This window comes from Mycobacteroides sp. CBMA 271, from assembly GCF_009729205.1.
Classification (GTDB): Bacteria; Actinomycetota; Actinomycetes; order Mycobacteriales; family Mycobacteriaceae; genus Mycobacterium.
Map to the genome: position 1 here is coordinate 36,656 of NZ_VTHB01000003.1, position 20,097 is coordinate 56,752.

19 protein-coding genes and 1 pseudogene are annotated in these 20,097 nt (G+C 64.4%); 13 read left to right on the forward strand and 7 right to left on the reverse strand.

All coding sequences use genetic code 11. The features are described 5' to 3' along the window. Positions 1–37: 37 nt before the first annotated feature. Positions 38–733: a helix-turn-helix transcriptional regulator gene (locus FZI91_RS08815; RefSeq protein ID WP_162525433.1), complete on the forward strand. Its 696-nt coding sequence runs from the start codon at positions 38–40 to the stop codon at positions 731–733. Here the strand turns inward: FZI91_RS08815 and FZI91_RS08820 are convergent. From FZI91_RS08820 to FZI91_RS08830, 3 genes and pseudogenes are all read right to left on the reverse strand, one after another. After that, positions 713–1,507, reverse strand: coding sequence for an alpha/beta fold hydrolase (locus FZI91_RS08820; RefSeq protein WP_155938672.1), 795 nt, complete (start codon positions 1,505–1,507; stop codon positions 713–715). The genes FZI91_RS08815 and FZI91_RS08820 overlap by 21 nt on opposite strands. Before the next feature lie 71 nt (positions 1,508–1,578). After that, a pseudogene (locus FZI91_RS08825) lies at positions 1,579–2,028 on the reverse strand (M23 family metallopeptidase); the annotation flags it as partial. A 221-nt stretch (positions 2,029–2,249) separates the two neighbouring features. Beyond that, on the reverse strand, positions 2,250–3,296 hold the full coding sequence (locus FZI91_RS08830; protein ID WP_162525434.1) for a M23 family metallopeptidase: 1,047 nt from the start codon (positions 3,294–3,296) through the stop codon (positions 2,250–2,252). 416 nt (positions 3,297–3,712) lie between these two features. Between FZI91_RS08830 and sucC the strand changes: the two genes are divergently transcribed. Both sucC and sucD read left to right on the forward strand, forming a co-directional pair. Beyond that, on the forward strand, positions 3,713–4,876 hold the full coding sequence (gene sucC / locus FZI91_RS08835; RefSeq protein ID WP_155938673.1) for an ADP-forming succinate--CoA ligase subunit beta: 1,164 nt from the start codon (positions 3,713–3,715) through the stop codon (positions 4,874–4,876). Between the two features lie 17 nt (positions 4,877–4,893). Beyond that, positions 4,894–5,796 (forward strand): succinate--CoA ligase subunit alpha, encoded by a 903-nt coding sequence (gene sucD, locus FZI91_RS08840; protein WP_155938674.1) that lies wholly within the window; start codon positions 4,894–4,896, stop codon positions 5,794–5,796. Between the two features lie 138 nt (positions 5,797–5,934). On the opposite strand, the gene FZI91_RS08845 is transcribed toward sucD, so the two are convergent. Continuing rightward, positions 5,935–6,456 carry an STM3941 family protein gene (locus FZI91_RS08845; RefSeq protein ID WP_155938675.1) on the reverse strand — a complete coding sequence of 174 codons (522 nt, stop codon included), beginning with the start codon at positions 6,454–6,456 and terminating at the stop codon, positions 5,935–5,937. Positions 6,457–6,523: 67 nt separating this feature from the next. Here FZI91_RS08845 and FZI91_RS08850 point away from each other — a divergent pair, with 67 nt between their 5' ends. Further along, the gene (locus tag FZI91_RS08850) at positions 6,524–7,645 is read left to right on the forward strand and encodes an epoxide hydrolase family protein (RefSeq protein WP_155938676.1); all 1,122 of its coding nucleotides are present in this window, start codon (positions 6,524–6,526) and stop codon (positions 7,643–7,645) included. Positions 7,646–7,710: 65 nt separating this feature from the next. Next, complete coding sequence (locus FZI91_RS08855) at positions 7,711–8,313, forward strand: hypothetical protein (RefSeq protein ID WP_162525435.1); 603 nt, start codon at positions 7,711–7,713, stop codon at positions 8,311–8,313. On the opposite strand, the gene FZI91_RS08860 is transcribed toward FZI91_RS08855, so the two are convergent. Further along, positions 8,310–9,158, reverse strand: a complete 849-nt coding sequence (locus tag FZI91_RS08860; RefSeq protein ID WP_155938677.1) for an LLM class F420-dependent oxidoreductase — start codon at positions 9,156–9,158, stop codon at positions 8,310–8,312. The genes FZI91_RS08855 and FZI91_RS08860 overlap by 4 nt on opposite strands. A 202-nt stretch (positions 9,159–9,360) precedes the next feature. On the opposite strand from FZI91_RS08860, the gene sfnG reads away from it, so the two are divergent. The 8 genes from sfnG to FZI91_RS08900 all read left to right on the forward strand — a co-directional run bounded on the left by sfnG (position 9,361) and on the right by FZI91_RS08900 (position 18,668). After that, a complete protein-coding gene (gene sfnG / locus FZI91_RS08865) occupies positions 9,361–10,482 on the forward strand; it encodes a dimethylsulfone monooxygenase SfnG (RefSeq protein WP_155938678.1) in 1,122 nt (373 codons plus the stop codon). Between the two features lie 127 nt (positions 10,483–10,609). Further along, on the forward strand, positions 10,610–11,629 hold the full coding sequence (locus FZI91_RS08870; protein WP_155938679.1) for a DUF5336 domain-containing protein: 1,020 nt from the start codon (positions 10,610–10,612) through the stop codon (positions 11,627–11,629). Between the two features lie 26 nt (positions 11,630–11,655). Continuing rightward, positions 11,656–13,002, forward strand: a complete 1,347-nt coding sequence (locus FZI91_RS08875) for a DUF6350 family protein (RefSeq protein WP_162525436.1) — start codon at positions 11,656–11,658, stop codon at positions 13,000–13,002. Further along, positions 12,999–13,697 carry a phosphoribosylglycinamide formyltransferase gene (purN, locus tag FZI91_RS08880; protein ID WP_155938680.1) on the forward strand — a complete coding sequence of 233 codons (699 nt, stop codon included), beginning with the start codon at positions 12,999–13,001 and terminating at the stop codon, positions 13,695–13,697. Before FZI91_RS08875 ends, purN begins: the two co-directional genes overlap by 4 nt. Beyond that, positions 13,694–15,247, forward strand: coding sequence for a bifunctional phosphoribosylaminoimidazolecarboxamide formyltransferase/IMP cyclohydrolase (gene purH / locus FZI91_RS08885; RefSeq protein WP_162525437.1), 1,554 nt, complete (start codon positions 13,694–13,696; stop codon positions 15,245–15,247). Before purN ends, purH begins: the two co-directional genes overlap by 4 nt. 31 nt (positions 15,248–15,278) lie before the next feature. Next, positions 15,279–17,126 (forward strand): ABC transporter ATP-binding protein/permease, encoded by a 1,848-nt coding sequence (locus FZI91_RS08890; RefSeq protein ID WP_155938682.1) that lies wholly within the window; start codon positions 15,279–15,281, stop codon positions 17,124–17,126. 82 nt (positions 17,127–17,208) lie between these two features. Further along, on the forward strand, positions 17,209–17,361 hold the full coding sequence (locus FZI91_RS23805) for a hypothetical protein (RefSeq protein WP_155938683.1): 153 nt from the start codon (positions 17,209–17,211) through the stop codon (positions 17,359–17,361). Between the two features lie 71 nt (positions 17,362–17,432). After that, positions 17,433–18,668 carry a hypothetical protein gene (locus tag FZI91_RS08900; RefSeq protein WP_162525480.1) on the forward strand — a complete coding sequence of 412 codons (1,236 nt, stop codon included), beginning with the start codon at positions 17,433–17,435 and terminating at the stop codon, positions 18,666–18,668. Here the strand turns inward: FZI91_RS08900 and FZI91_RS08905 are convergent. Further along, positions 18,622–19,224, reverse strand: coding sequence for a DUF1707 domain-containing protein (locus FZI91_RS08905; RefSeq protein ID WP_155938685.1), 603 nt, complete (start codon positions 19,222–19,224; stop codon positions 18,622–18,624). The genes FZI91_RS08900 and FZI91_RS08905 overlap by 47 nt on opposite strands. Positions 19,225–19,310: 86 nt before the next feature. Continuing rightward, on the reverse strand, positions 19,311–20,093 hold the full coding sequence (locus FZI91_RS08910) for an enoyl-CoA hydratase family protein (protein ID WP_155938686.1): 783 nt from the start codon (positions 20,091–20,093) through the stop codon (positions 19,311–19,313). Positions 20,094–20,097: the final 4 nt, after the last annotated feature.

Genomic DNA, 20,097 nt, shown 5'->3' on the forward strand with positions numbered 1-20,097 from the left:
TTGGTCGTCAAGAGGTGGGAAGGCGTACTTTTTGTACGTGTCCAACGCTAATTTGCTCGGGTCTCTGGTGAAGGCTGCACGAGAACGCGCGGGTCTTACCCAGCTGGCGCTGGCGAGCGTGACCGGTTACAGCGAAGCGTGGGTGCAGAAGATCGAAGCTGGGACGCGGGTCCCCGGGGTGAAGGTGCTCGCCGCATTGGCCTCGGCTCTCGAATTGTCACCGTGGGAAACCCAATATCTGCACCGGTTAGGCGGCAGGGCGATGGTGGACACTGCAACGCTGCCGACCAACGTCGAGGTCTACTTGGCATCGCTCATGCCGCACGCGGCAGCATGGATAACCCCGGGCTGGACCATCGTTGGTTCCAACGAGAAGTTCCAGCAGTACTTCCCCGGCGTGTGGATGGCCCCCAACTTCATCCATTGGCACTATCACTCGGTGAGGTCGCGCAATGTGATCCCCAATTGGGAACAATCCTCACAGTGGTGCATCGGTCGGCTGAAATGGAGCCTTGCGGCCAGCCCCGACCATCCTGACTTGAAACGAATCGTCAACTCGCTCATGCCGATCACGGTCTTTCAGGAGCAGTGGAAGCAACCCATCCCAACCGATCCGGAAACTCGGCCGTGGGTTCTGAACGACGTGGACGGGACGGTGCGCACGTTGGACATGCGGGCGTGGCACACCCCGCAGTCCAGTGGGTCTCTCTTGTTAGGCGTTGGTCTTAGTTAGCCAGGCTGTCACGTGCTCGGCGACGCGGGGGTTGAATGCCACGCTGATCGTCTGCCGCTCGCCGTCGATAGTTTCGAAAACTGTTTCACCGCCGAGATTTTCAGCGACGGTCTTGCCTAACTGAATGGGCACGAAGAAGTCTTCAGTACCGTGGAGAACCAAGGCTGGGGCGACGATCGAACCTAGCTGGGCCACGAAGTCGGTGCGGTTGGCGAGTGCGTTGGAAGCCTCGCGGTAGTGCTTCCAGTCGGAGCGCTGCCAGCGTTCGAGCAGGGCGTCGGCGTCTTTTTGCGTTCCAGTGGCGAACTGGGCGACTAGCCCATATACCGCGGGGTCGGGGCCGTTTGTGCACCAAATGTCCATGGCGGCCTCTAATGCGGCGTTTTCTGAGGCATCCGGGGCCGCGGCGGTGGAACCGAGCAGCACCAGACCCTTGATCCGCGCTGGTGCTGCTAGGGCGGTACGCAACGCCAGTACCGCGCCCTGCCCCTCCCCGAGGAACGTAAATGATTGCACGCCAAGGTGGTCCATTAATCCGACGGCGTCGCCGACCATATCTTCGATCATGTACGGGTTCTTGTCGTAGACCGTCTGACCGTGGCCGCGCAGATCGAAGGTCACCACTCGAAAGCCCGCTTCGCTGATGCGCTTGGTCAACTCCTCGAGCGACACCGTGTCCATCAACGTTGCGTGGGTGCCCAGCACTACGGGAAGGTCATGCTCGCCGGTGTCGGTATAGAAGATGCTCTGGCCGTTGAGCTCAACATGTGGCATGCGACGAGCCTACGGCCCCCGCGAATCTTGATGGTCCGCCGCCTGATTCGCGCCGGTGCCAAAAGGTCTGACTATCCAAACCTCGTGAAGACGATGCCGCGCTCGGCTAGCCAACCCTGCGGGTCGATGCGCTGAGTGCCGCCTAACAGCACCTCAAAATGCAGGAGAGGGCCGGTCGTCGAGCCACGCGCACCCATCGTGGCGATCTGATCGCCCGCCAGCACGCGCTGTCCTGTCGACACCGTCCACGTATCGACATGGCCGTACACGGTGACGGTGCCGTCCGAGTGTTGGACCTTGACCCAGGTCCCGAAACTCTGGGCGGTGGTGGGTCCGGCGGCGATCACGACGCCGTCGGCGGCTGCCAGGATCGGGGTACCAATGCTGTTTGCGATGTCGATACCGCCGTGCAGCACACCCCAGCGAACACCGAAGCTGCCGGTGAACGTGCCGTTGGCCGGCATCACGAAACGTGGACCCACCAGACGCTTCTCGCGATCCGCACGCTCGGAGGCGTACGCCACCTCGTGTGTTGGACTGCCCGCGACGATGTCGCTGGTGAGGACCGCGGCTGCCGCGATGACGAGGACGAACGGCGCAGCCTTGTGGAATCCGTCGCGCACGCTCACCCCCTCGGAGGGAAGCTTAGACTCCGCGGCACGGCCATCGAGTGTGAGCGTCAGGGCACGAAAAACGCCGAGTGTGCGCAGTGGCGCTCACACTCGGCGTTGATCGAAGCGAATTAGTCGCCGAAGCGGCTGAAGGTGATGCCCTTGTTGGCCAACCAGCCTTGCGGGTCGATGCGCTGCGAACCGCCCAGCAGCACCTCGAAGTGCAGGTGCGGCCCGGTGGAGTTACCGCGGTTGCCGATGGTGGCGATGCGATCGCCAGCCATCACGCGCTGGCCCACGGCAACTTCCCAGGTGTTGATGTGGCCGTACAACGTCACGGTGCCGTCCGAGTGCCGGATCTTCACCCAGGCGCCGTAGCCGGCGGTGGGGCCGGTGGCGATGACGACACCGTCTGCGGCGGCAGAGATCGGGGTGCCGATGCTATTGGCAATATCGATACCGCCGTGCAGCGCGCCCCAGCGGTATCCGAAGCCCGAGGTAAAGGTGCCGTTGGCAGGCATCACGAAGCGGGGGCCGGACAGTCGTTTTTCGCGGTCGGCGCGTTCTGTCGCGAACGCGACACCCTTCGCCAGCTGCTCCTCGGTGATGGACGCGTCGGCGGCCAGCGGAGCGGAGATCAACTGCGGTCCGTGAGCGGCCATGACGGCCTGGGAGTTACCGAGCGCGAGGCCATGGTGATCCGCGGCCGTCGCGGCGTCGTGCTCACCTAGTGCGGTGTACCCGGCGGCGGCAGCCGCACCGGCGGCCATGGCGGCCAGCGCGATGCGCGTCTTGCCGACCTGACCGATCTCGCGGCGGCGGTGTGCGCCTCCGCTGCTGATCCGGGGCAGCTTGTCGGTGGGGGTATCGCGGGGGTCTCTGGTGCGTGCAGCCGAGGCGGCGAACCAATCGGCGGTCGCCTCGATGGAGGCGCGGATCCGGTCCGCTTCGTCGGTGTCTTCTACCCAGTCCTGCTCGAGCTGGTCGAGAGCTGTCAGAGATGGAACTTCAGTGTCATTCTCGGGCGCGTCCTCGTAGACGTCGTAGTCCTCGAGTTCGGGGCGCTCCAGAGCGTCACGAAGGCCGAATTCGTCAATCGGCACGATGTTGGTGATCTCGTTCTCGCTCGGTGACGCGTCCCGGTCCCCACGCGTGCGTGTCGCTCGATGCTGTGTCAAAACCCTGCCAGTCTTCCGTCGGCGTCACGAACCAGCGTGACCAAAACGTGATCTAACCCAAGAGAAGGTAACGGTTGGGCAAGGGGAGTCGCAACTCAATGCGTGGATACGCATCTAAAATGTGAGCTGTGTCACGAAGTCGCTGATGGGACTCCCAAGCCCGGGCATCGTTGCCGAATCTCGCCGGGGCTACCTCACCACAGATCACGGAGATATGGCGACCCCTCGTGACCGAACTGAAACCGGTTGCAGACGGGATTGAGTCCTAAACCGCACGTCGTGCAGATGGCCAGGTGGTGAATTCGGCCACTTACTCGGAAGTAGTGAGAGGCCCTCGTGTGGCGGTGGCTACAGTCCGTAGTGCAATCAGCAAGTCGCGGACATTCATAGCCGAATGAAGACAAGGGTTAGCACATATGGATCTATTCGAGTACCAGGCCAAGGAGCTGTTCGCCAAGCACGGTGTGCCTACAACACCTGGTCGCGTGACCGATTCTGCCGAGGATGCCAAGGCGATCGCCGAGGAAATCGGCAAGCCGGTGATGATCAAGGCGCAGGTCAAGGTAGGCGGTCGCGGTAAGGCCGGTGGTGTGAAGTACGCCGCCACCCCCGATGACGCTTTCACGCATGCGCAGAACATCCTGGGCCTGGACATCAAGGGCCACGTCGTCAAGAAGATCCTGGTCGCCGAGGCCAGCGATATCGCCGAGGAGTACTACATCTCCTTCTTGCTCGATCGCTCGAACCGCACCTACCTGGCCATGTGCTCGGTCGAGGGTGGGGTCGAGATCGAAGTGACCGCGGAGGAGAACCCGGACGCACTGGCAAAGGTGTCGGTAGACGCCGTCAAGGGTGTCGACCTGGCGCTGGCCCGTGAGATCGCCGAGAAGGGCAAGCTGCCGGCCGAGGTGCTGGACGCGGCAGCCGTGACCATCCAGAAGCTGTGGGAAGTGTTTATCGGCGAAGACGCCACCCTGGTGGAGGTCAACCCGTTGGTGCGCACGCCCGACGATCAGATCTTGGCCCTCGACGGCAAGGTCACCCTCGACGCGAACGCTGACTTCCGTCAGCCCGGCCACGCCGAGTTCGAGGACAAGGACGCCACCGATCCGCTGGAGCTCAAGGCCAAAGAGAACGACCTCAACTACGTCAAGCTCGACGGCGAGGTCGGCATCATCGGCAACGGCGCGGGTCTGGTCATGTCGACCCTCGACGTGGTCGCCTACGCCGGCGAGAACCACGGCGGCGTCAAGCCTGCCAACTTCCTCGACATCGGCGGCGGCGCTTCGGCTGCCGTGATGGCTGCGGGCCTCGACGTGATCCTGAACGACACTCAGGTCAAGAGCGTTTTCGTCAACGTCTTCGGCGGCATCACCGCGTGCGACGCGGTGGCCAACGGCATCGTCGGCGCACTGCAGACCTTGGGCGCCGAGGCGAACAAGCCGCTCGTGGTGCGTCTCGATGGCAACAACGTCGAAGAGGGCCGCAAGATCCTCGCAGACTTCAACCATCCACTGGTCACAGTGGCGACGACCATGGATGCCGGGGCCGACAAGGCCGCCGAGCTGGCGAACAAGTAAAGGGAGACAACAGACAAATGGCTATCTTCCTGACCAAGGATTCAAAGGTCATCGTTCAGGGCATCACCGGCGGCGAGGGCACCAAGCACACCGCGCTGATGCTCAAGGCCGGCACGCAGATCGTCGGTGGCGTCAACGCCCGCAAGGCCGGCACCACCGTCAGCCACACCGCGAAGGATGGTTCGGCCGTCGAGCTCCCCGTCTTCGGTTCCGTCGCCGAGGCGATGGAGAAGACCGGCGCCGACGTGTCGATCGCGTTCGTTCCGCCGGCGTTCTCCAAGGACGCCATCATTGAGGCCATCGACGCGGAGATCCCGCTGCTCGTGGTGATCACTGAGGGAATCCCGGTGCAGGACTCGGCGTTTGCCTGGGCATACAACGTGGACAAGGGCGAGAAGACCCGGATCATCGGCCCGAACTGCCCCGGCATCATCACCCCCGGTGAGGCGCTGGTCGGCATCACGCCGAACAACATCACCGGCACCGGCCCGGTCGGTTTGGTGTCGAAGTCTGGCACCCTGACCTACCAGATGATGTACGAGCTGCGCGATTTCGGTTTCTCGACCGCTATCGGTATCGGCGGCGACCCGGTCATCGGCACCACCCACATCGACGCCATCGAGGCGTTCGAAAAGGATCCCGAGACCAAGATCATCGTGATGATCGGCGAGATCGGCGGCGACGCCGAGGAGAAGGCCGCCGCCTACATCAAGGCCAACGTGACTAAGCCTGTCGTCGGCTACGTCGCGGGCTTCACCGCGCCCGAGGGCAAGACCATGGGCCATGCCGGCGCCATCGTGTCCGACGGTGCGGGCACCGCTGCGGGCAAGCAAGAGGCCCTGGAGGCCGCGGGTGTGAAGGTCGGCAAGACGCCGTCCGCCACTGCCGCGCTCGCCCGGGAGATCCTGCAGAACCTGTAGATCTACATCGCAGGGGCCCCAGCCGGTTGTCCGGTTGGGGCCCTTGTTATTTCGCCCTGTCGCCGAGTGTGCGCACTGACGCTCACACTCGGCAGAATTTGCGCACTGACGCTCACACTCGGCGAGCGGCCTCAGCGCCTAACCGAACTTCGGGCGGTTGGCTTCGAACTTGGCGACCAGATCATCAAAGTCAATCTTGAGGGAGCTCGCCGGTATCGCGATCGGGCTGCCTGTCATGCGCATATTGGCGCGGTTCAGGTATCGCCGCACCGCCCCGCCCCTTGCGATGTAGTCCGCGGGGTTCTTGACAGCCACCATCAGCATGCGCTGTCGCTTGATGTCGACGACGCGGATGTCGGTGACATCCGCCCACGGGACGAATCCGGCGGCGACGGCGCTTGCGTTGTCGGTGAATCCTTGGCCGCCCAGAATGAGTCCTGGTCTGGTATCGAAGAGCTTCCGCAGTGCGAACACGGCGCACAGTCCAAATAGCGGAATGCCGACACCGACAATCACGCGACGAACGATGCTGACATCGTTGAGTGTCACCACCCAGATGCATAACGGCACAAATGCGATCGCGCCGAGCGCGATCAGCCCCAGCTTCAATTTGCTCAACGCGATGGTCAGCTCGCCGCCGGTCCCCTCCGGATTCTCCATGAGCAGATGATAGGACGTGGGTGATTTCAAGGTGGAATTCGCCCCCTGAAGCGCACATTCGACGAGAATGCGGGGCACGGCGCCCTTCGAGCCCTTCCGGATCGAGATCCCACAGAACGACCTTGACGACCTGCACGACCGGTTAGCCCGGACACGCTGGCCGGATCCGCTGCCCGGTGAGCGCTGGAGCAACGGGATGCCCGTCGAGTACGCGCGCGAGCTGGCCGACTACTGGCGGACCGGATTCGACTGGCGGGCGGTGGAAGCTGAATTGAACTCCTGGTCGCACTTCCTCACCGAGATCGATGGGCAGCGCGTGCATTTCATTCATGCCCCGTCGGCGAAACCGGGTGCGTTGCCGTTGCTGATCACCCATGGCTGGCCAGGGTCGGTGGTGGAATTCCTTGACGTGCTGAGGCTGTTGACCAAGGACTTCCATGTAGTGGCCCCCTCGCTGCCCGGCTTCGGGTTCTCGACACCGCCGACTGCCGGATGGGGTGTGAAGCGGATTGCCAACGCGTGGGCGGAGTTGATGACGCGGCTCGGGTACCGGCGGTTCGTTGCGCAAGGTGGCGACTGGGGGAGCGCGGTGACACGATCCTTGAGTCTCAATCACCCGGATCACGTTGTCGCGGTGCATTACTCGACGTTGATGCACGGAATTCCGGCTGAGCCAAAGGATCTACAGGGGCTTACCGATGCCGAGCTTGGTCTCATCGAGTCGGGCCGCAGGTTCGCGGTAGACGGTGTGGCGTACGCACAGATTCAGCACACCCGCCCGCAGACGGTGAGCTATGCGTTGGCCGATTCCCCTGTGGCCCAGATGACCTGGATCGGGGAGAAGTTCTACGAGTGGACCGACAACGACGGGTCGCCCGAAGACGCGATCTCCCGCGACCGGATGCTCGCCAACATCGCGTTCTACTGGTTCACCGGTACCGGAGGTTCGTCGGCGCAGATCTACGCCGCGCAGGCGGGTGCGCGCGGATCGGGCCCGCGCAAGGCCGAGGTTCCGGCCGCCGTGGCGGTCTTTCCAGCCGAAATCAGGCCTCCGATACGACGATTCGCCGAACGCGAGAACAACATCGTGCGGTGGACCGAGTTTGAGCGAGGCGGCCATTTCGCCTCTCTGGAGGTGCCCGATCTACTGGCAGGCGATATTCAAGTTTCATTCAGTGAGATTGCGTGACGTACGCATGAACAATCGGAGTACGAGGTTCCAGATCGCCTGGTGGGCGGCTACCTTTTCGGTTCGTGGACCTCTTGTTCGACACATCCGGGTTGGTGCCGAGCGAGGATGGTTGGTACGACCCGGCGACCGGGGATCAGTTTTGGGCCTCGCATGCGCGGGGCGCGTATCTGTCGGTGCCGCTGGATGATCTGAGCACGGTACGGCGTGCGCTGGTCGAGACTGTGGTCAACCGCCGCGCCGGAGTCATCGAGGCGTTCATTGTGGGGGTGGACGCGCTCCCAGGTGTGCTCTACGTGGTGAAAGTGCCGAAAGCCGATGCCCCGCAGGGGCTCACCTTCATGGCCTCGATAGTCGTCCCGCGCGCGCATTCGTATGCGATGGTTTGCGGCGCATTCGCGGAGGGCCCGACTACTGGCATGAGAGAGGCTGCCGTGCTCCACGAGCTGTTGGCTCGCGGCGGTGCCTCATCCGAAATGTGGCCCCGGCACCCGTACGCGCCCGACCTCGAGCCGGGCATTCCATACAGTATTGCGGACGAAATTCATTGGGATAAAAGGTTTCCCGATCATCCGTTGTCGCGTCTGCGCCGATGGGTGGCGCGGGTAACGCCGACGATCAGGCTCGAACAGCGGTTCGCCGCCCTGCCGCCGTTTTCCATGCGTTAGGCGAACGCGGCGAGTTTCCCGGCCAACCGCTCGATGTACGCCCGCGTCTCTTCTTCGGAGCGGTCGGGCATTCCGAAGATGGCCTCGGTGACACCCAGCTCGCGCCACGCTGCCAGCTGCTCGGGGTCCGGCTTGCCTGCCAGCACGTAGATCAGCGGGTCGCCGTCGCGCCCTGCCGCCGTCCAGGCATCCTTGAGGGCCACGATCTTGCCGGTGATGTCCTCGTCGCGCGGGGTGGACATCCAGCCGTCGGCGTTCTTCGAGATCCACGCGAAGTTCTTCTCGGTGCCGCCCGCTCCCACGATCACCGGCACGTGCTTCTGCACCGTCTTGGGCCAGGCCCAGCTGGGGCCGAAGTTGACGAATTCGCCTGAGTAGCTGGCTTCTTCGTCTTCCCAGAGCTTGCGCATGGCCTCGATGTACTCGCGCAGCATGGTGCGACGGCGGCCCGCGGGAACGTTGTGATCGGCTAGTTCGTCGGTGTTCCAGCCGTATCCGACGCCCACGGTGACCCGACCGCCACTCATATGGTCAAGGGTGGCAATGGATTTGGCGAGGGTGATGGGATCGTGTTCAACGGGGATGGCGACGGCGGTGGCCAGCCGGATCTTCGACGTCACGGCGCAGGCCGCGCCGAGGGATACCCAGGGGTCCAGGGTGCGCATGTAGCGGTCATCGGGCAGCTCGGCACCGCCGGTGCCGGGGTGTGCGGCCTCGCGCTTGATGGGGATGTGCGTGTGTTCGGGAACGTAGAAGGTGCTGAACCCGCCGTCTTCGGCCGCCTTGGCGGCGATGGCCGGCGAGATGCCGCGGTCACTGGTGAACAGAACGAGCCCGTAGTCCATCCGTCAATTAGAACGTGTTCCAGTTTTGATGTCGAGAGCAGGGCGCAAATTCCTCCGCAAGATCTTGCCGAGTGTGAGCGCCAGTGCGCGAAAAACGCCGAGTGTGAACAGCAGTGCTCACACTCGGCGAAGGGGCAAGATAAAGCGATCACCGTGAGTCAGACGGATGACCGCCCAACGGGTCCACTGTTTGCATAGCCCCATGACGACCGAACGGATCGCCGACCACATCAAGTTCGCCTACTGGGTCCCCAACGTCAGTGGCGGGTTGGTCACCAGCACCATCGAGCAGCGCACGGACTGGGGCTACGACTACAACGTCAAGCTCGCACAGACCGCCGAGAACAACGGTTTCGAATACGCGCTCACACAGGTGCGCTACGAAGCCAGCTACGGCGCCGAGTACCAGCACGAGTCCACCAGCTTCTCGCTCGCGTTGCTCCTGGCCACCCAGCGGCTCAAGGTAATTGCCGCCGTCCACCCCGGATTCTGGCAACCAGGCGTGCTTGCCAAGCTCGGCGCCACCGCTGACCAGCTCAGCAAGGGCCGATTCGCCGTCAACGTGGTCTCGGGATGGTTTAAGGACGAGTTCATCCACCTGGGTGAACCCTGGCTCGAGCACGACGAGCGGTATCGCCGCAGCGGCGAGTTCCTCCAGGTGCTGCGAGAATTGTGGACGACCGACAACGTTGATTTTCGCGGTGACTTCTATCGGATCCACGACTTCACCCTGAAACCGAAGCCGTTCCACACTCCCGAGCTATTTCAGGGCGGCAACTCCACGGCCGCGCGCCGCAACGGTGGCCTCTACTCCGACTGGTACTTCTCCAACGGCAAGGATTTCGCCGGCGTCACCGATCAGATCGTGGAGGTTCGGGACCACGCCCGCACCGTCGGGCGCGAAGTCAAATTCGGGCTCAACGGTTTCATCATCGCCAGGGACTCAGAGTCGGAAGCGCGGGAGGTCCTCCGGGAAATCGTCGCCAAGGCCAACCGGCCCGCAGTCGAGGGTTTCCGCGGTGCCGTCCAGCAGGCAGGCAGCTCTACCGGGGACAAGAAGGGGATGTGGGCGGATTCCTCGTTCGAAGACCTGGTGCAGTACAACGACGGATTCCGGACCCAGCTGATCGGCACGCCGGAACAGATCGCCGAGCGGATCGTCGACTACCGGCGCCGCGGGGTGGACCTAATCCTGGGCGGCTTCCTGCATTTCCAAGAGGAGATCGAATACTTCGGAGCCAAGGTGCTGCCGCTGGTCCGTGAGATCGAAGCCGCCGACACTCAGGAAACCATCAGCGAAGAGCGAGTACCCGTTTTGAGCTAACCGATGCCGTCTCAGTGTCGTCTCGGCTTGTCTTCGGCTTGTCCCCGCCCCAACGGGGATAAACGTGCAGTAGCGTGGAGGCGATCTACCCCGAGACCACGACCGAAACCGTGACGTAGGAGATGTAATGACGTATTCGACCGGTGGGCCCGGATACCAGCCCGCGCAGCCGTCCAACCCGTACGGCACGCCGTCCTTTGTGTCCGAGCCCAACACGGGTGCGCTGGGGGTCTACCTGCCCGGCGGTGTCCTGGTGCTGAGCCTGATCGGCTTCATTGTCGGATTCGGGCCCTTCTACACCGGGAAGGCCAGCGCCGGAACATCAGGGAGCTTCGGCGGATTCGATGCCCTTGTCTCGACGCCGATCTTCGGGTTCGCGCAGTTCGCGTTGCTGATCGCCGGTCTTACCGCGGGCGTCTCCCTGCTCTCCGGCAAGGACGACAAGCAGGCTCCCGTCGCGATCCTCTCGATCGTCGGCTTCCTGTTCGTGCTCGGCGGTCTGTTCGGCACTCCCTTCGCGGGCGCCCTGGGTGAGGTCGGCGTTGGATGGGGCCTGATCACGCTCGCCGTGGTGTCCGGTTTCCAGGCCGCAGCCGCCGTGTACGCACTGCTCACCGAGGTGGGCGTCGTCAAGGCCAAGGCCGCCGCCCCGGCGACCAACCCGTTTGGCAACCAGTACCAGCCGCAGCAGAGCCAGTACTACACCCCCGCTCAGCAGTCACAGCAGCAGCCGCCCAAGCAGACGCCGGCCCAGGGACAGGGCTACGGCCAGGCACCGAGCTACGGCCAGCAGCAGGGTTTCGGTCAGCAGGGTGCTCAGGGTTACGGCCAGGCCGGTGCCCAGGGTTACGGCCAGCAGCAGGCCGCTCCCGCCGCCCCGCCGTCCTACGGTGGCTACGGCCAGCAGCCCCCGCAGTCGGCGCCCCCGACGCCTCCGCAGGGATTTAGTAGCTCCGGCTTCACCCCGCCGTCCTCGCAGCCGGTGCAGCAGGCCGGTTCCGCGCAGCCGACCCAGCAGTACCCCACCTTCGGTGGCACCAGCGGTCAGGCTGCCGGCGGCGAGCAGCAGGGCGGCGCGGCGACCGGCGGCGGTTCCGCCTCCGCCAGCGGTGACGATCTGTTCGGCACCTCGCGTCCCTCTAACTAGACGGTGTCTACTGCCGTGATCGGCGCGTGAATCAACCCTCGCGCGCCAATCCCGCACAGGCTCGCGCACTGCTGACGGTTGCCTTCGGCCCGTCAGCAGTTGCGTTGGTCATCATTGCGGCAATCGTTTTGGTGCAGTTGGTCATTGCCAACAGCGATATGACCGGGACGTTCGGTGCGGTGGCCAGCATGTGGCTGGGCACGCACCTGGTACCGATCTCGATCGGCGGACGAGTCATCGAGGTGCTGCCGCTGCTGCCGGCGGGGGCCATGGTGTGGGGCGTTGCCCGGACGGTCGCGTCGACGCTCGCGCCTACCGCGTCCTGGTACGTGATTCGGTGGGTGATCGCCTCCGCGCTCGCCGGGCCGCTGCTTATGACGGCGATATCGCTGGCGATCATCCACGATGCGTCGACGGTGCTTACTCAGCTCCAATCCCCGAATGCGCTGCGCGCCTTCGGGTCCGTACTCGGCATCCACGCCGTCGGGGCGGCCGTCGGGGTTGTTGTGCGGGTCGGCAAGCGGCTCGCGGTGTCCCTGCAGCTGCCCCCATGGCCGGTTGACGCCGCCCGCGGTGCCCTCGCCGGTGTGCTCGCGCTCTTCGGGCTGTCGGCGGCCGTCACGGCCGGGTCGCTGGTGGTGCATTGGGCGACGATGGACCAGCTGTACTCCGTTACCAACGATTTCGTGGGCCAGCTGAGCTTGACCCTGCTGGCAATTCTGTACGCACCCAACGTGATTCTGGGTGCCTGTGCGTTGGCGGTCGGGTCCAGCGCACAGGTGGGAACTGCGACCTTCAGTGCGTTTGCCGTGTTTGGCGGTCAGCTGCCGGCGGTACCGATCCTGGCGGCCGTACCTACGCCGCCACTCGGTCCGGCGTGGGTGGCACTGATGATCATCGGCGCGGTGTCCGGGGTGGCCGTCGGACAGCAGTGCTCGCGCCGGCCCACCCCATGGCCCACCGCCATCCATAAGGTGGTGACGGCCGCATTGCTCGCGGCGACGTTCCTGGCGATCGTCGGGAAACTGAGTGGTGGGCAGCTAGGCAATTTCGGCCGCCTGGGGATCGACCAGGGCACATTCGGGCCTGGGGTGTTCTTCTGGTTCCTGGTAATCGGTCTGTTGACGGTGTTCATGTTGGGCGGCGCGACCCGACTTCCGGCCGCGGCCAGGCCCGCCCGGGAGGAAAGAGTCGAGCCCGACGGGCCCGGGGAGTTCGCGCCGGAGGAGCCGGAGGACGCCGACGAGCAGCCAGGGGACGAGGCGGAACCCGAATCACAGTCCGAACCGGCACCGGCACCGGAATCGGTGCCGGAGCCTGATGAAGCCGCTGCGGACGAGCAGCCCAGCGACCCTCCGGAACAGACCAAATGACTCGCCCGGCTACGCTCAGCGGCGTGTCGGAACCCGGTCCTCTTCGCGCGAGCGGCTCGTCGGCGCCAGCGCAGGCCGTTGAGATTGCCCCGTCCGCCCCGGCGCGGGTCGTGGTGCTGGCTTCCGGCACCGGCACGCTGCTGCGTTCCCTGCTTGACGCGGCCTCCGGCAACTTCCCCGCCCGCATCGTCGCGGTGGGCACCGATCGTCGATGCGCAGCCGTCGACATCGCCGCCGACGCCCAGTTGCCCAGTTACACCGTGCGGCTCGGCGATTACGACACCCGCGAACTGTGGGACGCTGCTATCGCGGAGGCGACCGCCGAGCATCGCCCCGACCTGGTGGTGTCTGCCGGATTTATGAAGATTCTTGGACCGCAGTTTCTTTCGCAGTTTCTCGGTCGGGTGATCAATACTCATCCGGCGCTACTGCCGTCTTTCCCCGGAGCGAATGCCGTGCCCGATGCGCTGGCGCATGGCGTCAAGGTCACTGGTTGCACGGTGCATCTGGTGGACGCCGGGATGGACACGGGGCCGATCCTCGCCCAGCAGGCCGTCCCGGTGCATGCCGACGACGATGAGGCGACCCTGCACGAACGCATCAAGGTGGTGGAGCGGACGCTGCTGGTCGATGTTCTGGCCGCGGTCGCCACCAGAGGTTTGACATGGAACGGAAGAAGGGCCTCCATCAAGTGAGTACGCAGCGACCCGTACGGCGGGCATTGATCAGCGTCTACGACAAGACCGGACTGGAAGAGCTCGCCGCCGGGCTGCATGCCGCCGGCGTGGAACTGGTATCCACCGGTTCGACCGCGAAAACCATTGCCGCCGCTTCGATCCCGGTAACTCCGGTGGAAGCGGTCACCGGGTTCCCGGAGGTGCTGGACGGCAGGGTGAAGACATTGCACCCGCACGTGCACGCCGGCGTGCTGGCCGACACGCGCCGTGAGGAGCACCTGACCCAGCTCGAGGAGCTGGGCGTCAAGGGATTCGAGCTGGTGGTGGTCAACCTGTACCCGTTCGCCGCCACGGTGGCCTCGGGTGCCTCCGAGGATGAATGCGTCGAACAGATCGATATCGGTGGCCCCTCGATGGTGCGTGCCGCTGCGAAGAACCATCCGAGCGTGGCGGTGGTCGTCGATCCCGCCTCGTATGGGGAGGTACTGGCCGCCGTGACCGCAGGGGGATTCACCCTGGAGGCGCGGAAAGCACTGGCGGCCCAGGCTTTCCGTCACACCGCCGAGTATGACGTCGCCGTTGCCGGCTGGCTGTCGGGGATCGTGGAATCTGGCAACGAGGCACTGCCGTCATGGATCGGCGGAACCTGGAATCGCTCGACGGTGCTGCGCTACGGGGAGAACCCGCATCAGCAGGCGGCCCTGTACACCGGCGCCGTGGGGAACGGTCTGGCTCAGGCGGAGCAGCTGCACGGCAAAGAAATGTCGTACAACAACTACACCGATGCCGACGCCGCCTGGCGCGCCGCCTGGGACCAGGACAAGGCGTGTGCGGCGATTATCAAACACGCCAACCCGTGCGGTATCGCGGTGTCGGACATATCGATTGCCGATGCGCATCTCAAGGCGCACGAATGCGATCCATTGAGTGCATTCGGCGGTGTCATCGCCGTCAACCGTGAGGTGAGCGTGGAGATGGCCGAGCGGGTGGCCGAGATCTTCACCGAGGTGATCGTTGCCCCGGGCTACGCCGACGGTGCGGTGGAGGTGCTGAGCCGTAAGAAGAACGTGCGTTTGTTGCGCGCGTCCGAGCCTCAATCCGGCTGCACCGAGTGGCGACAGATCAGCGGTGGCCTGCTGGTACAGGAGCGTGACGCGCTGGATGCCGAAGGCGACGACCCGGCCAACTGGACGTTGGTGGCGGGCACCGCCGCGGATGCGGACACGTTGGCGGACTTGGTATTTGCCTGGCGGGCAGGGCGGGCCGTCAAGTCCAACGCGATTGTCATTGCCTCCGGCGGAGCGACCATCGGCGTGGGGATGGGGCAGGTCAACCGGGTTGATGCGGCACGCCTTGCGGTGTCCCGGGGCGGGGATCGCGTCTCCGGTGCGGTGGCCGCCTCGGATGCCTTCTTCCCGTTCCCCGACGGCCTTGAGGTGCTGACGGATGCCGGAGTGCGTGCCATCGTGCATCCGGGTGGGTCGATGCGCGACGAGTTGGTGGCCGACGCCGCCAAGGCTGCGGGAATCACCTTGTACGCCACCGGAGCACGCCACTTCGCGCACTAGGCCGTCGTAAGTCGGCCCGAAAGGGGGAGCGATGGTTCAGCCCAGTTTGGATTGGCCGGGCGAGCCATTGCGCTCGCTGGTGTGGACGCTGCAGGCGTGGGCCATCACCATGGTGGTGTTCGTTGCGGTGGCCTTCGCTATCACCCGTTTCACCCAATGGGGACAACAGTTCTGGCGAGTCAACGCACCCTTCTTCTGGGGCCGTGACAGTTGGCGCACCTGGGCATTGCTGGCGTTCATGATGTGGCACACCGTGTACATGGCTCGCGTGACGGTGATCTTCACGTACCAGTACAAGGACCTGATGAACGCGCTGCAGGTCGGCTCGGAGGCCCTGGTCACCCACGACTCGGCGCTGCTTGGGGATGCGCGTCAGGCGTTCTTCACCTCGTTCGCGATCAGCGGCATCCTCGTGGTACTCACCGTGACGTACACCGTGGTGGACTTCTTCCTGCGCAGGGTGTTCGCCATTCGGTGGCGGGTATGGCTTAACACGCGCCTCGTCGACGACTGGATGAGCAAGGATGCGTTCTACCGCAACCGTTTCCTGGATGTTCCGGTAGAAAACCCCGACCAGCGAATCCAGAATGACATCGAGACCCACACCACCAAGTCCGTGGATCTGACCCTCGGTGCTGTGAACAAGACGCTGCTGATCATCATGTTCACCGGCGTGCTGTGGCAGCTTTCGGGTCCGCTGCAGTTGTGGGGCTTCGAGATCCCGCGAGCCATGGTCTTCATCTCGTTCGTGTTCTCCATCACGGTGACCCTCATCGCGTTTTGGATCGGCCGCCCTCTCATCCGGTTGAACTTCTTGAATGAACGGTTCGGCGCGAGTTTTCGGTACGCACTTGTGCGGCTGCGCGACAGCGCGGAGCGCGTGGCCTTCTACCGAGGCGGCGAACGTGAACGGCGACTGCTGCATTCGCGGTTCGATGAGATCATCGCCAACATGTGGCGCATCGTGTACGCGCAGTTGCGTCTCAACGGCTGGAATCGCGGCATCGGTGATGTGACCACTGGCATGATTCCGTACCTGGTGCAGGCGCCGCGATTCTTCACCGGCCAGATTAAGGTCGGTGACCTCTTGCAGACCGTCGCCGCCTTCGGAAATGTCTGCGGCGCAATGTCCTTCTTCAGGGACAGCTATGACGAATTCACCGTCTACCGCGCCGCTCTGCTGCGTATCGATCAGATGCTGGACAGCGACCGGCAGGCGCGCGAGCTGCCGCGCATCGATGCGACGGACGCCGACGACGCGCTGAGGCTTGCCGATGTGGATGTGCGAGACCTACAGGGGCAGAGCATGATCACTGGACTGAACCTGGTGCTCACCCCGGGTGGCAGCGTCGTGGTGAAGGGGCCGTCTGGATGCGGGAAGACCACCCTGCTGCGTAGCCTGGCGCAGCTGTGGCCACAGACCTCGGGTGTGGTGGCGCGCCCCGGCGGGTGGAACACCCTGTTCCTGCCCCAGTTGCCGTACCTGCCGCTGGGCAATCTGCGCGAGACGGTCGTGTATCCGCTCCCGGTGGATGAAGTTCCGGATCGGGAACTAAATGATGCGCTGCGTGACGTCTCCCTGGGGCACCTGACCGGGCGATTGGACGAGGAAGCCGACTGGGCTGCCGTGCTCTCGCTCGGCGAGCAGCAGCGCGTGTCCTTCGCACGGGTGCTGTTGGTGCGTCCGCGCGTTGTGTTCCTCGACGAGTCGTCCTCCGCATTGGACGAGGGGCTGGAGGACGCGATGTATGCGCTGGTGCGGGAGCGGTTACCGGACTGCGTGGTGGTCAGTGTGGGGCATAGGTCAACTATCGATCGCCACCACCAGTCGCGGTTGGAGCTGACGGGCACGGGAGCGTGGGAACTTACGGCGGTGTGAATTCCCGCTCGGCAGAAGGCGCCGCGGGAACTTTTGGTCATCAGCGTGCGACTGATGTAGTGACGGCGTCCGCGGGTTGGGCGTGCGTCCACCGCGGTGGCGCCATGCGACGGATGTCACCACGGTGTTCCTGACCGCCAAAGTGAAAGGAATCACCATGCGCGATATCGCTGTTGAGATCGTTGTTGAGGATGACGAGATCGTCTCTGCGACGGAAATGGTTGCCAGCCACTAAGAGTGGGTGCCGGGCGTGCGCGAATGACTCACCGTCCGCGCACGCCCGGACGCACGCAAGGAGGCGAAGCGGTGTTCATCGATGATCCCCGATGGCGGCAGTTTGTCGCGGATCGGGCCCCTCACTACAAGGAGACGGTCTTTATCCCCGGGCTCATTCCCGACTCGGATGCGATCGTCGGCAAGATAACCGCGGCGGTTGCCGCAGCGACGGGTGCGCATGGAAAAGGACTGCGGCTGCGTGGATTCCGGGGCAGCGAGTTTGATTTCAAGCTCACCGAGCGACTCTCGCGTACCGCGCCGCGTGCCGGACAGGTGTTGACCGAGTGGCTCTCCGATAACGCCGACCGGCGTCCCGCGTGCGTGGCCATCAACGACGTCTCCTCGTGGGACCTTGGTCTTGGCGCACTGGCTCAGTCGGTGGTGCGCAGCCTTGTTCCAGGCCGAGATCTGGTGTCCGGCGCCGACATCTACACCTTCATCGCCGATGTGGAATGGACACCGTTCGGCATCCACAAGGATGACGAGCCGTCACTGATTTTCCACCTCGGCCCGGGCGTGAAGGAACTCTGGGTGTGGCCCACCGATGGAATCGACCCACACCAGCTCTTCGAGAACCCGTCGCTGGGCCGGGTCTCCTTCGACTTTGAACGGCTGCTTCCCGAGGCGAGCCGGTTTACCCTCCGGCCGGGCGATTTCGTATGTATTCCTCGGGGCCGCTTCCACCTGTTTCGCAACACGGGACCCTCAGTGTTCCTGGGCGTCACGCTCTTTCCGACGGACGTCCGGAAATCTTTTGCCGACTTGATGATCGGCCACTTCGGTGCACGGCTCGATGCCGCGGGCGAGCAGTCCAGCTTCGACGATGTTCGTCGGCTGGTGACGGAAACACTCCGCGACCCCGAGGCAGCGTCCGGACTAGAGGCCACCATGGATCTGACGGCGGCCAAACAACGCACCGCCGGGTACCTACGCCCACCGAAGGTCGCTGCCCTGCGCACGTGCGAGCCTCAGGTAGATGCCGCGTTCGGATGGGCCTACCCGGAAGTGGTGGAATCCGTGACGGGCGCAGGACGCACCCATCTGGTGGCTCGCGGGCGGGATATCGCGTTCGGCGGCGTCATCAACCTTGACCAACTGCTCGCGCTCACAGGGGAGTTCACCGTGGACGATATCGATGCCGCCCTTGCGGCCGAGCTCGATATCGACCGGCGCCGCGAGGTCGTAAGGGCGCTGTGGCGCTGTGGCGCTCTGAACCTTGTTAACGCTCTTCCAGCGACTGGCGTCGCTTGCGCCGCTTGCGCTTGACGTTCACGCCACCCCACAGCGAGAAACCCTTGACCGTCACATGCGGGGCACCTTGCACGCCTTGGCCACTGGCGGAGTGATCGAAGCCACCCATCACCGCGACGCCCTTGACGTCAACGTTGACCTCCGGCGGCAACAGGATCGTCTGCCCGCCCATGATGGAGAAGGAACGGATCTCGACCTCATTGGAGGTGAAGTCCGCGTACCGCAGGTCCAGTACGCCGCCGCCCCACAGCGCAAATGAGGTGAGCTTGCCCGGAACGTTCCAGCGGCCACGACGCTCGAAGCCGCTCATGATCGCCATCAGGAACGTCGAAGGCGCTGGCTTGTTGGCATGTCCGCGGACCTGCGTGGTCGAGACGGCGGGGAGGTCGGCGCTCAGCTGATCGAGTTCGCCATATGTGTTTGCCGAGTACACCTTGGTGAGGCGCTCCTCGAACTCGGAGAGCTGCAGGCGGCCCTGCGCGGCGGCATCGGACAACAACTGCGCGACGCGCATGCGATCGGCGTCTGCGGCCCGCATCGATGCGGTAGCCCGCTCAGGGAGGTTGCTCATCACCGCCGAGCCTACGACGAACTGCGCTTAAAGGCACGCGGTTCATTAGTGTTGCTCGGCGCACTACAGCCGTAGTGGTGTGTGGTTCACACCTGCCAGGCGGGCGGACGCTTCTGTAGGAACGCCAACATGCCCTCCTGCGCCTCCGGGGACACGAACAACCGCGCCGAGGTTTCCGTCAACTCGTTGGCGCGCGCATCGAAATCGGCGAGTATCGGCGCGGCGGTGAGCTTCTTCGATTCGGCCAGCCCCTGCGGCGAACCCAGTGCAATATCGTCCACCAACGAGGTGACCGCGGCCTCGACGGCCTCCGGGCTGTCGACGGATTTGGTCACCAAGCCGATCTCGGCGGCTACCCGCGCATCGAATTTCTCACCGGTGACGAAGTAGCGTGCGGCCGCCCGGCCCGTGAGGCGGGGCAGCAGCGTCAACGAGATGATCGACGGCGCCACACCGATGCGCGCCTCGGTGAGGGCGAAGGTGCTGTCGGGTCCAGCGACCGCGATATCGGCGGCGCCCACCAGACCGAAGCCGCCGGCGCGCACATGGCCGTTGACGGCGATGATGACGGGCAGCGGCAGCTCCAGGATGTCCCGGAGCAGTGCAGTGAGCTGACCGGCCCGATCCTTGGCGGTGTCTTGCGGCGAACCTTCGGATGCCTCAGACAGATCAGCACCCGCACAGAAGGTATTGCCGGTGTGGGTCAGCACCACGGCACGGACCGTCTTGTCGGCCGCGGCGCGCTGAAGTCCGTCCTTCAGTTGCGCTATCAATCCGGTGGACAACGCGTTGCGGTTGTGCGGCGAGTCGAGCGTTAGTCGGGCGGCGCGGCCCTCCACCTCGTAGTGGACAAGCAATGTTTCGCTCATTGGT